This window comes from Halorarius litoreus (assembly GCF_024362405.1).
Taxonomy (GTDB): domain Archaea; phylum Halobacteriota; class Halobacteria; order Halobacteriales; family Haloarculaceae; genus Halorarius; species Halorarius litoreus.
In genome coordinates, this window is sequence record NZ_CP101454.1 from 364,441 (window position 1) to 377,532 (window position 13,092).

11 protein-coding genes and 1 tRNA gene are annotated in these 13,092 nt (G+C 68.3%); 2 read left to right on the forward strand and 10 right to left on the reverse strand.

The genetic code is table 11. The features are described from left to right. Window positions 1–3: 3 nt before the first annotated feature. From trpG to NL126_RS01980, 6 genes are all read right to left on the reverse strand, one after another. Window positions 4–579 carry an anthranilate synthase component II gene (trpG, locus tag NL126_RS01955; protein WP_255197221.1) on the reverse strand — a complete coding sequence of 192 codons (576 nt, stop codon included), beginning with the start codon at window positions 577–579 and terminating at the stop codon, window positions 4–6. Beyond that, entirely contained in the window at window positions 576–2,150 is a 1,575-nt protein-coding gene (gene trpE, locus NL126_RS01960; RefSeq protein WP_434084156.1) for an anthranilate synthase component I, read from the reverse strand. The genes trpG and trpE overlap by 4 nt, the downstream gene beginning before the upstream one ends. Further along, window positions 2,150–2,773 carry a phosphoribosylanthranilate isomerase gene (locus NL126_RS01965; RefSeq protein ID WP_255197223.1) on the reverse strand — a complete coding sequence of 208 codons (624 nt, stop codon included), beginning with the start codon at window positions 2,771–2,773 and terminating at the stop codon, window positions 2,150–2,152. Before NL126_RS01965 ends, trpE begins: the two co-directional genes overlap by 1 nt. Before the next feature lies 1 nt (window position 2,774). Continuing rightward, the gene (gene trpD / locus NL126_RS01970; RefSeq protein ID WP_255197224.1) at window positions 2,775–3,806 is read right to left on the reverse strand and encodes an anthranilate phosphoribosyltransferase; all 1,032 of its coding nucleotides are present in this window, start codon (window positions 3,804–3,806) and stop codon (window positions 2,775–2,777) included. Between the two features lie 190 nt (window positions 3,807–3,996). After that, window positions 3,997–6,402: a hypothetical protein gene (locus tag NL126_RS01975; protein ID WP_255197225.1), complete on the reverse strand. Its 2,406-nt coding sequence runs from the start codon at window positions 6,400–6,402 to the stop codon at window positions 3,997–3,999. 189 nt (window positions 6,403–6,591) lie between these two features. Beyond that, on the reverse strand, window positions 6,592–7,962 hold the full coding sequence (locus NL126_RS01980; RefSeq protein WP_255197226.1) for a hypothetical protein: 1,371 nt from the start codon (window positions 7,960–7,962) through the stop codon (window positions 6,592–6,594). A gap of 317 nt (window positions 7,963–8,279) precedes the next feature. On the opposite strand from NL126_RS01980, the gene NL126_RS01985 reads away from it, so the two are divergent. Continuing rightward, window positions 8,280–8,354: transfer RNA gene (locus NL126_RS01985), tRNA-Val, on the forward strand. 64 nt (window positions 8,355–8,418) lie between these two features. On the opposite strand, the gene NL126_RS01990 is transcribed toward NL126_RS01985, so the two are convergent. Beyond that, window positions 8,419–8,904, reverse strand: a complete 486-nt coding sequence (locus tag NL126_RS01990; RefSeq protein ID WP_255197227.1) for a hypothetical protein — start codon at window positions 8,902–8,904, stop codon at window positions 8,419–8,421. 295 nt (window positions 8,905–9,199) lie between these two features. Between NL126_RS01990 and NL126_RS01995 the strand changes: the two genes are divergently transcribed. Continuing rightward, the gene (locus NL126_RS01995) at window positions 9,200–10,342 is read left to right on the forward strand and encodes a CBS domain-containing protein (RefSeq protein WP_255197228.1); all 1,143 of its coding nucleotides are present in this window, start codon (window positions 9,200–9,202) and stop codon (window positions 10,340–10,342) included. 4 nt (window positions 10,343–10,346) lie between these two features. Here the strand turns inward: NL126_RS01995 and NL126_RS02000 are convergent, their stop codons facing one another. Genes NL126_RS02000 through NL126_RS02010 form a run of 3 tightly spaced genes read right to left on the reverse strand, consistent with a single transcriptional unit; the run spans window position 10,347 to window position 13,017 of the window. Continuing rightward, window positions 10,347–10,679, reverse strand: a complete 333-nt coding sequence (locus NL126_RS02000; protein WP_255197229.1) for a DUF7344 domain-containing protein — start codon at window positions 10,677–10,679, stop codon at window positions 10,347–10,349. A gap of 60 nt (window positions 10,680–10,739) precedes the next feature. Further along, a complete protein-coding gene (locus NL126_RS02005) occupies window positions 10,740–11,165 on the reverse strand; it encodes a universal stress protein (protein WP_255197230.1) in 426 nt (141 codons plus the stop codon). A gap of 46 nt (window positions 11,166–11,211) precedes the next feature. Next, on the reverse strand, window positions 11,212–13,017 hold the full coding sequence (locus NL126_RS02010; protein ID WP_255197231.1) for an ATP-binding protein: 1,806 nt from the start codon (window positions 13,015–13,017) through the stop codon (window positions 11,212–11,214). Window positions 13,018–13,092 lie beyond the last annotated feature (75 nt).

Consider the following 13,092-nt stretch of genomic DNA (forward strand, 5'->3'; position numbering starts at 1 on the left):
CGACTACAGCGCCGCGAGGAAGTTGTCGACGACGTCGTGGCCCACGCCCGTCAGGACGGACTCGGGGTGGAACTGGACGCACTCGATGGGATACTCGCGGTGGCGCACGCCCATCACGAGGTCGTGACCCTCGTCGTCGGTGGTTGCGGTCACCGCGAAGCAGTCCGGTACCTCGGTCGCGACCAGCGAGTGGTACCGCCCCGCCTGAAACCCCTGGTCGAGCCCCCGGTAGACGCCCTTGCCGTCGTGGTCGACGGGAAACGCCTTCCCGTGGATGGGCCGTGGCGCCCGGCCGATGGTGCCGCCGTACGCATAGACGGCCGCTTCGAGCCCGAGACAGACGCCCAGCGTCGGGATGTCCGTCAGTTCGCGAAACACGTCGAGCGAGACGCCCACGTCGCGGGCGTTCTTCGGGTGTCCCGGCCCCGGCGAGACGACGATGCCGTCGGGGTCGTGCCCGCGAATCTCGTCGAGCGACGCCGTGTTCTTGACGACGACGGTCTCGATGCCGTGCTGGCTCACGTACTCCACGAGGTTGTACGTGAAGGAGTCGTAGTTGTCGACGAACAGAACCTTCATCGCGTCGCCTCCGGGTGTTCGGCCTCGATGGCTTCGAGCGCGGCGAGCACCCCACCCATCTTCTTCTCGGTCTCCTCGTACTCGCTGGTCGGGTCGGAGTCCGCGACGATGCCCGCACCGGCTTGCACGGTGATGCGCTGGTCGTCGTCTTCGTCTTCCACAGTGGCGGTCCGAATCACGATGGCGAAGTCGGCGTCGCCGTTCCACGAATAGTAGCCGACACCCCCGCCGTACAGCCCTCTGGGCGTCGATTCGAGCGCGTCGATGATCTCCATCGCGCGAATCTTCGGCGCGCCCGAAAGCGTCCCAGCAGGGAACGACGCGCGGGTGGCGTCGAACGCGTCACAGTCGGCGGCGAGTCGACCCGTCACCGTCGACTCGATGTGCTGGACGTGGCTGTACTTCAGGACGTTCATGAACTCGTCGACGCGGACGCTGCCCGCCTCGCTCACGCGCCGGACGTCGTTGCGTGCGAGGTCGACGAGCATCGTGTGTTCCGCGCGCTCCTTCCCGTCGGCGAGCATCTCACCGGCGAGCCGCCGGTCCTCGACGGGCGAGGAGCCGCGGTCGCAGGTGCCCGCGATGGGGTTCGCCATCACCTCGCGGCCCCGCACCGAGACGAGGGTCTCGGGGGACGCGCCCACGACCGTCAAGTCGTCGTACCCCAGCAGGTACATGTACGGCGACGGGTTCACCGCGCGGAGCGCGCGGTAGAACCCGAGCGGGTCGACCTCCCCCCGCAACTCGCGAGTGCGGGAGATGACGCCCTGATAGATGTCGCCGTCGAGGACGTGCTCCTTGGCCTGTCGGACGGCGGCCTCGTACTCGGCCTGTGGGCCGGCAGTCTCCGACTCGCGGACGAACCCCCCCGTTTCGACCGGGCCGGCCTCGGTCAGCAGCCGCTCGACGCGCTCCGCCTCGGCTTCGAGCGACTCGTACACCGCGGCGGGGTCGTCGCTGTCGCGCAAGACGGGCGTGCAGACGAGCGTGAGACTGTCGGCCTCGTCGTCGAACACGAGCGTCTTCGTGTTCAGAACGAACTGCGCGTCCGGGAACCGGGAGGCCGGGCGCTCGACGCCCACCTCCTCCAGCCAGAGGTCGTAGACGGCGTCGTACGCGAGGAACCCCACGAGCCCGCCGTCGAGGTGCTGGCGCGTGGATTCGGGGAACCCGCGAAGCGCCACGTCGGGGAGCGCCGCGCGCAGGGAGTCGACGCAGTCGCCGCCGTTCGTCTCGACGAGCCCCTCGTAGCGTGAATCGAGCGTCTCGACCGTGTTCCCGTCGGGCCCGACCGTCACCACCGCGGCGGGGTCGTAGCCGACGAACGAGAACCGGGCGTGCCGGCCCGCCGAGTCGGCCGAGAACGCGCCGTCGGGGTCCGAGGAGGCGACCTTGCCTGCAGACTCCAGCAGGAACGAGTAGTCGTTGCCCTCGACCGCCGTGGTCCGGCCGGTGAGTGCGGCGTACGCGGCCAGCGGCTCGACGTCCGCGTCGAGGTCTGCGGCGACCCGGACGACACAGGGACCGTCGGCCGCGAGGTCCACGAACTCGGCGCGGGTGCGGTCGAGCATCACTGCGCCTCCTGTGCGCGAGCGACGAACGCGCGCACGGCGTCGTGGTCTTTGACTCCCCCTTCGCTCTCGACGCCGGAGGCCACGTCCACGGCGAAGGGCTGGACGGTCTCGATCGCCTCGGTGACGTTCTCCGAGGTGAGCCCCCCGGCGAGTATCACGGGCGTGTCGAGCCCCTCGACAGCGTCGCGGGTGGCGTTCCAGTCGTGCGTGCATCCCGTTCCCCCACCACCCTCGGCGCTCGGTGTGTCGACGAGGAGCGCGTCGCCCGAATGCGCGTAGGCGGCGACCTCGTCGGTCGAGACGGCCGGGATCACCGGCCCCCGAAAGTCCATCGCGGCGACCGTGCAGTCCTGTGGGGACAGGTCGTGGGTCTGGACGGCATCGGCCCCGACGAGTTCCGCGAGCGTCACCGCCTCCGCGGCAGTGTCCGGCATAGTCACCAGCACGCTCGTCACGAACGGCGGCACCGTCTCGACGAGCTCCTCGGCTCGAGCAGGCGAGATTTCCCGAGGGGTGTCGACGTCGACCTTCACGATGAAGCCGACGGCGTCGGCGCCCGCGTCGACCGCCGCCTGCACGTCCGCTTCGCGGGTGAGCCCACACACCTTCGCGCGGACCATCCTACGCTTCGACCTCGCCCTCGTCCGGGGCGTCGCTGGCGTCCTCACACAGGTCGGCGAGCTTGCGGGCGGCAGCGCCGGAGTCGATGGCTTCGCGAGCGCGCTCGACCCCCTCGACGAGCGTCTCGGCTTCGCCCGCGACGTAGATGGCCGCGCCGGCGTTCGCGAGGATGATGTCGCGTTTCGCCCCGCCAACCTCGCCCGTCACGATGCCGCGCAGGTCGGCGGCGTTCGCCTCGGGCGTCCCCCCCGCGACGGCCTCGATGGGCGCACGCTCCAGCGCGAGGTCCGCGGGCGTGAGCGTGTACTCCTCGATGTCTCCACCGTCGACTTCGGCGACGACGGTCTCGTCGTGGATGGTGATCTCGTCGAGCCCGGAGCCGTGGACGACGAGCGCGCGCTCGACGCCCAGGTGGACGAGTGCCCGCGCGAGCACGGGGACGAGGGCGGGGTCGTAGACGCCGACGACCTGTGCGTCCGCGCCCGCCGGGTTCGTCAGGGGACCGAGCACGTTGAAGATGGTGCGCATCCCGAGCTCCCGGCGCGGGCCGATGACGGCCTTCATCGCGGGGTGGAACGCGGGGGCGTGCATGTAGCCGATGCCGTCGGCCTCGATGCGGGCCTCGACCGCCTCGGGCGAGCTGTCGAGGCGCACGCCGACCGTCTCCAGCACGTCGGAGCTCCCCGACGACGAGGAGACCGAGTAGTTACCGTGCTTGGCGACCGGGACGCCGGCGCCCGCGACGACCATCGTGCTCGTCGTCGAGACGTTGATGGTGTCGTAGTCGTCACCACCCGTCCCGCAGGTGTCGACGAGCGGCTCCCGGTCGGGGTCGATAGTGTGTGCCGCAGCGCGCATCCCCTCGGCGAACCCCGCGATCTCGGCTTCGGTCTCGCCCTTCGCCCGGAGCGCCGTCAGTAGTGCGCCGATCTGTGCCTCCGTTGCCTCCTCGAACACGAGCGATGCGGCCTCGCGAGCCTCCACCTGCGTGAGGTCCTCGCCCGCCGTCACCCGTTCGATGTACTCTTGCATCTGTTGTCACCGATGTACGCTATTGCGTTATGATGTACGAATGTGTGCATCGCAATAAGCGTGTCGGGGGCCGCTGGCGGGCCGGGCGAACGGCAGCGGCGACAGCGGTCGCTCCGGGATGTGGAAACCAGGGGAAGACAGGGGAAGAAACGGGGAGCGGAAGCGAGAAGCGCGTTCGAGCGGCCGGTGTTCAGACCAGTTCCATCAGCGTCTCGGCAGCCGAGGCGGCGTCCGGAATGCCGTTCTGGAAGGCGTTCGGGAAGCCGGGAGCGGCGGGCTGCGTGACGGAGTCAGCGGGGGCGGAGACGGCCGTCGTACCACCGGCACCGGCGTCGGTGGTCGAGGTCGACCTCGTCGAGGTCGACGTGTCGGTCGTCCCAGCGTCGGTGCTCGAGCCGTCGTTCGTCCCCGAACCGCTGGTGCTAGCAGTCGTGTCCTCGGGCGATTGCTCGTCCGCGTCGTCGACCGCGCCGCCGACGATGGTCTCCTCCTCGTCGGCGTCCTCGGTCGCGATGCGGACCTGCTGGTCCCCGACCGGGGCGGCGCCCTGTTTGAGGTAGCAGAACTCGCCGTCGCAGGTGAGCGAGGCGTCGACGTTCTTGCCGAACACGCGGACGGCGACGGCGCTGCCGCCGTCGAACTGGTAGCCGGTGAAACCGGCCTTCGTCAGCGAGTCGCGGTCGACGTTCGCGACGACGAACGTCGTGAACGGCTTCTGGCCGTCCTCGCCGGAGCCGTACTGGACGAGCGTCGTCTCGTTCTCGCCCTGCTCGATGGCGAGGATGGTCCGACCGTTCGCGTCGTCGTTGTACTCGCCGCTACCGCCGACGACGACGGTGTCGTTGCTCATCTCGTAGACGCCGTAGTCGGCATCCGGGTTCGGCTCGGGGTTCGGCGGCTCGTTCGGATCGTACGCGTCACACGGCCCGACCGGCGCGCTCGGCGGGTTCGTCGGGTCGACCGGCACCGGGTTCTCAACCGGCGGAATCGGCTCCGGCGGGTTCGACGGATCAACCGGCACCTCAGGGGCGTCACCGGGGCCGACCGGGGCCTGACACGGGACCTCCGCCGGCGGTTCGGGGTCGCCGCCGTCGTCACCATCGCCACCGTCGTCACCGCCACCGCTGCTGTTGGTGGGAATCGACTGGTCACCGACCGGCGCAGCACCCTGACTGAACGTACACGCCTCGCCGGTACAGGTGATGTTCGCACCCACGCGCTTGCCGATGACGCGGGAGTCGGCGACGAGCTGTCCCTCCTTCGTCCCGGGGGTGTACCGGACGTCCGAGAACAGCGTCCCGGGCTTCTGGCCGTCCTGGTAGCGGGTGAACTGCGTCACCTGCAGTTCGCCGTCGTCGTTCTGCGTGACGGCGACGATGGTGGCGCCGCGGATGTCGGCGTTGTACTGACCGCTGCCGCCGACGACGACGGTGTCGTTGCTCATCTCGTAGACGCCGTAGTCGGCGTCCGGGTTCGGCTCGGGGTTCGGCGGCTCGTTCGGATCGTACGCGTCACACGGCCCGACCGGCGCGCTCGGCGGGTTCGTCGGGTCGACCGGCGCGGGGTTCTCAACCGGCGGAATCGGCTCCGGCGGGTTCGACGGATCAACCGGCACCTCGGGGGCCCCGGGTGCCTGACACGGGACCTCCGCCGGCGGTTCGTGGTCGCCACCGTCGTCGCCGCCGTCACCGCCACCGCTGCTGTTGGTGGGAATCGACTGGTCACCGACCGGCGCAGCACCCTGACTGAACGTACACGCCTCGCCGTCACAGGTGATATCCGCGCCCGCACTGCGGCCGATGGCGAGCGTGTCCGTCGCGAGCGACCCGTTCTGCGTGCCGGGCTCGTACTCGACGGCCGAGAACGCGACGAGGTCGCGACTCCCGTCGTCACCGCGGGTGTACTGGACCGCGCTGACGTCGTCCTGTGAGGCTTCGACGCCGACGATGGTCACGCCACCGGGGTAGTCGCTGTCGGGGCTGGCGCCGCCACCGATGTAGAGGGTGACGCCGTCGGGGCCGACCTCCTGCTCGTAGACGCCGTACTCCGCTTCGGGGTCGTCAGGCGCGTCGGTCGGGTCGAACGGCGGGTCGTATGGGTTGAACACGTCACACTGCGTCAGCGGCGGGTTCGGCGGATTCGTCGGGTCGACCGGCACCGGAGCTTCCGGCGGCGCCGGCAGGTCGGACGGCGGTTCGGGCGCCGACGGCGGCCGCTGACAGAGGTCGACAGGAACGAGCGAGAGAGTAGCGTTGATATCCGAGTAGTTGAACGGGAGTTCCTCGTCCTGTTCGTCCTGCGTCGTCGCGATGCCGTCGGTCACCTCGTCCGTGGAGCCGGATTCGGCGTCGTCGGTCAGGTCGGTCGTATCGTCCGTGTCGGTCTCGACGCCGTTCTCCCCGACGGAGACGCTGTCGTCCCCGGCGGTGACGCCGACGGAGTCGTTGTCGGACTCGACGCCCACCGGGTCGTCGTCGTCGCCGACGTGCGTCGGGTCGTGGCCCAGCGCGGCCGTGGGCGCAGCGACGAGGCTCACGACCACCGTGAGCGTCATGAGAACCGTCAGTGTCACTCTCGCGATGCTGGATGCTGCCATGCAGTTGTTCCACCGTTTCTCGTTCCCGGCCATGTCTATTCTGCCCGGTATCTCCCACTTCTTAAATAGAACTTGACGAAACCGTCGAAACGAACGCGCGATAGTCGGTCAGCGGACCGGCAGCACACCAGCGGTCGCCCGTGCTGTCGCTGGAGCGGCGTGAAAACAGGGGAAAAGCTCGCGGTGCCGTTACAGGTCGAGCATCGAGTTGGCGTTGCTCGGGAGGTCACCGACGCCGGGGACCGCCGGCGGCTCGGGCGGGTTCTCGACGGCATCGAGGACCGTCCCGGGGCCGACCGGGAGGTTGGGGATTCCGTCGACGGTGTACGCACACGGTCCCGCGGAACCGCCGGTGGGACCGACGGCCTCGGGATCGACTGAGGCGTTCGCGGGGTCGCTCTGCGAACACTCGAGTCCGAAGCTGGCGTGTCGACCGAGCACGCCCACGCGAGCGTTGCCCTCGCCGGTGGCGTTTCGATAGTTGACCAGGGTGTCACCGTCGAAGAACAGGTAGTGGCGGGTCGTCCCGTCGCTCACACTCGTCCGGTCGAGCACGTAGACCGTCTCCCCGTCGGCGTCGACCGCCCAGAGGCCGCGCTGGCGGAACTGGTCAACCTGACCGCTGGAGCCACCGACGTAGGTGAGCCCGTCCGTGGCGGCGTCGAGCTGGTACGTGCCGACCTCGCCGCCGGAGCGGTCGGCCATCTGCGCCGGCTCCGTCGGGTCGACCGACGGGTCGTGTGGGTCGGCCACCTCACACGGGCGCGGCGGAACCCCGAGCACGAGCCCCGCAGCAGCCTGCGGCGTCAGCAGGTCGAGCGGGACGCCCGGCGGCGTGGGAACCCCGAGCTCGCCCGGTGCGGGAACCGAGTCGAGCGGCAGGTCCTGTTCGTCTGCCGGGAGGCGGCAGGCGTCGAAGTTGCCCTGCCCGTCCGAGCCGTACGGCGAGTCCTCGGGCTGAACCGGCGCCGCGTCGCCCGTCAGCGGGACGGCGTCGAGCGGGAGGTCGCTCCCCGAAACCGGGAGGTCGTCGGTGCCGGCAGTCCGTTCCAGCTGGTCGGTCGGCGCCTCTTGGGACGGCACGGGCGTGGTCCCCGCCGGAAGCTGGTCAGGGTTGAACTCCAGGTTACGCGTGTCGACGACGCCGTCGGTGCCGACGAGCGACGCGCTCCCTTCCTCGGCGTCCTCGCTGGACTCAACGAGGCTGTCCGCGTCCGGCAGCTCGCCGAACGCGAGGTCATCCGGACTGGCAACGTCGTCGGTGGGCGCGCCGTCAGTGGCACCCGTGACCGAGCTGGCCGTCGAGTCGACCGTGTCGGTCGCTTGGTCGGTGGTATCCGAGACCCCGTCGTCCGTGCCGAGCGTGTCGGTCGTCGAGTCGACCGTGTCGGCCACCGTGTCCGTCGTGTTGCTGATGAGTCCGCCGTCATCGTCGCTGTCGTCGCCCTCCAGCAGCCCCCCGTCGTCGGGGGTCGCTGCGACCGGGGCGCTGAGCGTCGCGAGGACGACGACCAGCGCCAGAACGGTCGTGGTGAATCGCGTGAAACGGTTCCGTGGCATCTATCGTTCTGTCTCAACCACACCCACATTTCAGTTCTCCCGGGTATTCTGGGTTATTTATACAACAGTAATAAACTATCCTCGTATGAACGGTGATTGCTTGTACATTGTGTCAACAATTGCCACGAGATATCACCGGGGACTTTTAGCCTGGAGAGATGTTCAATACATAAATCTCCCACCCGGTTCGGTGATCGAGCCGTGGAGCCGGGGGCGGTCGACCTGCACAGGCTGGGGTGGCACCGAACCCCACGCGGGATGGCATCCGAAACCTTCAATTACACCACCGGGCTACGGTTGAGTGCACACAGCAGGTCGGGTTCGTGGTCTAGGCTGGTTATGACACCTCCTTGACATGGAGGAGGCCGGCGGTTCAAATCCGCCCGAACCCATTACTTCTGCCGCGAGCAACACCGTGAGCGACGGGTGGGTCGTGCGTCTCGGGGTCGATGAAGGTTACTCTGCGGTACTCTCGAGGTGTCCCCCGAGTACCCACTTCACGGCTTCGGACTGCTGTTCGACGCGGTCGTAATCCTCCTCTCGCAGCGCGGCCCCGATATCGTCCGTTAGCTGCTCGGGGACGCCGCTGGTCTCGGCATCGAGCCCGTGGTCCAGTTCCTGAACCGCATCGAGGACCGAGTACGTGCTGGACACGCGCTCCATCACCTGCGTCACGGTTCGGCCCCGAACCGCGTTGTAGAACTGCATCACGCTGTCTGCCGTCCGGAGCGCATCCCTGACGGCGACGAACTGTTGGGTGAACAGGGGGTCGGCTGTCGGCTCAGGGGGCCACAAACTCACCGTGTTCTCGCCGGCCGCGTCGGTGGTCAGCCGGAGGACGAGCCCCGTATCGGTCCGTTCGAACTCGATTTCGTCGCGCGTCTGCGTCTCGAGCGACCATCCCTGTGGGAGGTCGTCGAAGTCTCGTACGTTGAAATCCATAGCTGGTTGCGTTTCGCGACCGGATAGCGATACTCGACGTTACGGTAACGCCGTGATAGTTCTATCTTCAGTACGGCTTACTGATTCGGTAGATACCACTCACGTCTCCGTCCGGCCGACGCCGACACCGAAGCCACGCGACCGGCACCCGGCTCAGGTGGACGACTCGTCCGTTTTCCGGGGGACCCCGCCGAAACGTTCGAGACCCCCCCGGTTGTAGAGCCACCTGTCGCTTCTGAGTGGGCATCAAGTTTCAAGAACGCTCGCGGCGAAGCGGAGTGAAGAGTGATATTAGATGGATATTGAAGACATCGCGACCCGCGAGTTCAGCGAGGTCGACGTGGACGAACGGCTGGGCAAGGTCCGGTCCCTGTTAGAGCGAGAGAACCTCAAGGGCATCATCGTCACCGGCGACGGTGAGTACGCCGGGGTCATCACCGAGAAACAGCTGTTGCAGTCGCACGTCGAAGACAACACGAAGGCGGGTGCGATGATGCGGACGGCCCCGCGGGTGAGTCGCGAGGACGACGTCCGCGACGTCGCGCGCGTCCTCGTCGAGGGTGGCGTGAAGGTCGCGCCGGTGTTCGAGAACGGCTCGCTGTGGGGCATCGTCACCGCCGACGCCATCCTCGAGGCGGTCCTCGACAACCTCGACGTCCTCACGGTTCACGATATCTACTCCGAGGACGTCATCTCGCTGCCCGAAGACGCCACCATCGGGCAGGTCATCAACAAGATGCGCGAGAACGGGATCTCCCGGCTCCCCGTCCTGAACGAGAACGGCTACCTCTCGGGGATGGTCACCACCCACGACGTCGTCGACGTCGTCGTCCGCGACATGAACAAGGCGACGACTGGCGACCGCGCGGGTGACATCGAGCGCATCCTCGACATCCCGGTGTACGACGTGATGAACAGCCCCGTCGAGACCGCGACGGTCACCACCAGCGTCCGCGATGCCGTCGAGGGGATGCTCAACGGCGACTACGGCGGGCTCGTCATCACCCCGGACGACGACGACCGGCTCGTCGCCGGCATCCTCACCAAGACCGACGTCCTCCGGGCGCTCACCTACACCGAGGAGGACCACATGGACGTGCAGATCACGAACGTCGACGCGATGGACACCCTCACGCGCGAGGAGGTCCGCACCTCCATCGAAGAGGTCGTCGACAAGTACCAGGACATGCAGGTGCAGCACGCGCACGTCCGGTTCAACCAGCACAAGGAGAAGCTCCGGGGGACGCCGCTCATCTACTGTCAGATTCGCCTCCGGACGAACGTCGGGCAGGTCGCCGGCACCGGCGAGGGCTACGGCGCCGACTCCGCGTTCCGCGTCGCACTCGACAAGCTCGAGCGCAACGTCATCGAGCTGAAGGGCGTCCAGGCGGACGAGGAGTACGAGGGGCAGCTCCTCCGGAAGCTCGGCGAGCTGTAGGCCCTCACCGCACCAGTTCTTCGGTCGTGTCGAACACCTGCAGCAGCGAGTCGAACCGTCGGCCACAGTCGTAGCCAGCGTCGGTGTCCTGCACTACGCAGGCGGATTCGAGCTTCGGGAGGTGTCGCGCCGACAGCTCGATCTCGACCTCGCGTTCGGCCAGGTCACGCGGTCGGGCCGACGGCTCCGGATGGTCGCGAGCGGCGACCAACCGCGCCAGTTCCGTCGTCGAGAGCGGTGCGGCCTCCGCCAGCGCGGCGACCGCCGCGCGTCGCACCGGGTGAGCCAGTAGCTCGTGGGCCGTCCGGGCGTCGAGGTCGCAGTCTGACGGCGGCACCGTAGGTACGTCAGACGACTTTCGAACGGGGGCTTAAAAGCGTGACGCCGGCCGGCACGCTCACCGGACCACCGTCACCGGGACGTGCGCGCGGCGGACGACAGCCTCGGCGACGCTCCCGAGGAGGATGCGCGAGACACCCTTGCGGCCGTGACTCCCCATGATGATCTGGTCGACCCCGTGGTCGTCGGCGAACTCGACGATGACGCGGGAGGGCTGGCCGACCTCGACCTCGGTCCGGAGGTCCACGCCCGGCGGTGCGTCGGCGCGAGCGGTCTCGAACAGCTCGTCGGCCGCCTCCTCGGCGTCGTCGTACCACTCCTCGGAGAACGACGGGATGCCCGCCTGTGCGCCGTAGCCCGCCCGTGTCGGGTTGATGACGTGGAGGAGCGTCACCCGCGCGTCCGGGAACTGCTCGTAGGCGAACGCGACGGCCGCGTTCGCGGGCTCCGAGCCGTCGATGGGGACCAGCAGATGTTTGTCCATAGTTGACAGTTGGCAATCTGTGACAAAAAGGTTCGCGGCCCGGCGGTCAGTCGCGGCCGTGGCGGGTGAGGCAGTTCGGGAGCCCGACGACCTCCACCGGCTCGGAGTTGTCCGGCGAGTAGACGGCCATCTGCCCCTTCTCGAAGTACGGCACCTTCCCCTCCAGCGAAGCGGGGATGTTGACCGACTTGATGGCGTCCTCGTCGCCCAGATTCAGCACGACCGTCGTGTTCACCTGCTTGAACACGGGGTCCGCGATGTCCTGTGGGTCCTGCGTGATGAGGAACAAGCCGAGCCGCTCCTTGCGGCCCTGTTTGGCCGCCTCGGAGAACTTCCCGATGACCTTCCGCGCCTGGACGCTGTCCGCGTCGGTGAGGAAGTTGTGGGCCTCGTCCATCCCCAGTACGAGCGGCGTCTCCTTCACGCGGTCGAACCGCGGGTCGTTCGAGAGCTTCTCGTCGACGAGCAGGGAGGCGAGCGCCAGCACGACCGTCGTCGTCTTCCGCGAGTCGTTGACGTGATAGGTGGGGACGGTCGTGAGTCCCCCGGGGCGGACGAACTCGTGGACGAGGTCGGTGATGGGGGGCGCGTTCTGGTCGAACACCGCCCCGAAGCCGTACGTCTTCCGCTTCACCGCGTCGTACGTCGCCTCGTGGACGCGACCGGACTCGTGGAGCTCTTCTCTGAGAGCGGGGTCGTCGAGGAACGACCGGAACTGCTCGTACGTCCCGTCGTCGCCGTGCTGGCGGAAGAACCGGTCGAGCAACTGCTGGAGCGCCGGATACTGGTTGTCGTTGAGCCCGCCGCCCGCGACGAGCCACGGGCGCGAGCGGACCATCGAGAACGGGACGGTGAACTCCACCTGCTCGGCGCGGTGGTGGCTCGCGGCGTACGTCGAGTCGCCCACGACCGGAACGAACGCCTTCGTGTCGGCGTGCCCGCCGTGTTTGACGCCCTCGCGCTCGATGCGTCGGGCGAACTCCGGTGAGTAGTCGCCGTCGTCGTGCATCTGGGCGTACTCGTCCTGCGGGTCGAACTGCACGACCGCCACACCCGGCGTGCGACCGTCGCTCATCTCGTAGGTGCGCCCGAGATACTGCCGGAGGATGTTCTTCGAGGCGTGGGTCTTCCCCGACCCCGTCCCGCCGGCGACGAGCGTGTGACGGAAGACGAGCGGGTCGCCCGAGTCGTAGTCGTCCTTCAGGCGGTAGTCGACCGTCGGCGGCTCCGCCGCCGTCTGCACTTTCTCGCCACCCACGGCGAGATGCCCGAGGAACACCCCCTCTTCGGGGACCTTGAGCCCGGTCTTCACCTCGGTCTTGTCCTCGGCCTGCCGCACCACGGTCTCGGGCTTGGGGACGCGGTCGGCCATCCGGCGTTTGAGCTCCCCACCATCCTCGTAGAGGACGGCGACGGGCTCCAGCGACGCCATGAACTTGTAGTCGGCCTCGTCGATGCCGTCGCTCCGCATCGCGCGGCGGGCGTGAATCTCGGTGGCGTCGTCGGCGCGGAACTCCTGGGCGTACTCGAGGGTGACGATGCGGCAGAACAGCCGCTCCCCGTCGGGATAGTCGGCGACCAGATAGGACCCGACGCGGACGTCCGAGCGGTTCTTCACCGTCACGTACGCGCGGATGCGCGTCTCGTCCTCGTCCTCGCCGATGGAGAGCCCCTCGGCGGCCGAGAGGGTGCCGACGCCGCGGTCCCGGCCCACCGGCGACACCGACAGCTCCTCGAACTCGTCTGTGGCCCGGTCGCCGGGGTCGTCAGCCATCGCAGTGTCGTCGGTCGGTTCCGACGCGTCGCCGTCGTCGTCGGGTTCGAAGTCGGAGAAGTCGCCGAGGTCGGACATGCGCCAGCGTGGGGGCTGCTCCGGTAAAAACCCACCCGAGCCGGGGTGGAAGTGGTCGCACCCCACCCCCGCGAG

What these genes read in the sequence shown, in the direction of transcription:
- NL126_RS01990 (WP_255197227.1), bottom strand. Translation starts at nt 8,904, where the DNA reads ATGGATTTCAACGTACGAGACTTCGACGACCTCCCACAGGGATGGTCG.
- NL126_RS02005 (WP_255197230.1), bottom strand. Translation starts at nt 11,165, where the DNA reads ATGGACAAACATCTGCTGGTCCCCATCGACGGCTCGGAGCCCGCGAAC.
- trpD (WP_255197224.1), bottom strand. Translation starts at nt 3,806, where the DNA reads ATGCAAGAGTACATCGAACGGGTGACGGCGGGCGAGGACCTCACGCAG.
- NL126_RS01980 (WP_255197226.1), bottom strand. Translation starts at nt 7,962, where the DNA reads ATGCCACGGAACCGTTTCACGCGATTCACCACGACCGTTCTGGCGCTG.
- NL126_RS01995 (WP_255197228.1), top strand. Translation starts at nt 9,200, where the DNA reads ATGGATATTGAAGACATCGCGACCCGCGAGTTCAGCGAGGTCGACGTG.
- NL126_RS01975 (WP_255197225.1), bottom strand. Translation starts at nt 6,402, where the DNA reads ATGGCAGCATCCAGCATCGCGAGAGTGACACTGACGGTTCTCATGACG.
- NL126_RS01965 (WP_255197223.1), bottom strand. Translation starts at nt 2,773, where the DNA reads ATGGTCCGCGCGAAGGTGTGTGGGCTCACCCGCGAAGCGGACGTGCAG.
- NL126_RS02010 (WP_255197231.1), bottom strand. Translation starts at nt 13,017, where the DNA reads ATGTCCGACCTCGGCGACTTCTCCGACTTCGAACCCGACGACGACGGC.
- trpE (WP_434084156.1), bottom strand. Translation starts at nt 2,150, where the DNA reads ATGCTCGACCGCACCCGCGCCGAGTTCGTGGACCTCGCGGCCGACGGT.
- trpG (WP_255197221.1), bottom strand. Translation starts at nt 579, where the DNA reads ATGAAGGTTCTGTTCGTCGACAACTACGACTCCTTCACGTACAACCTC.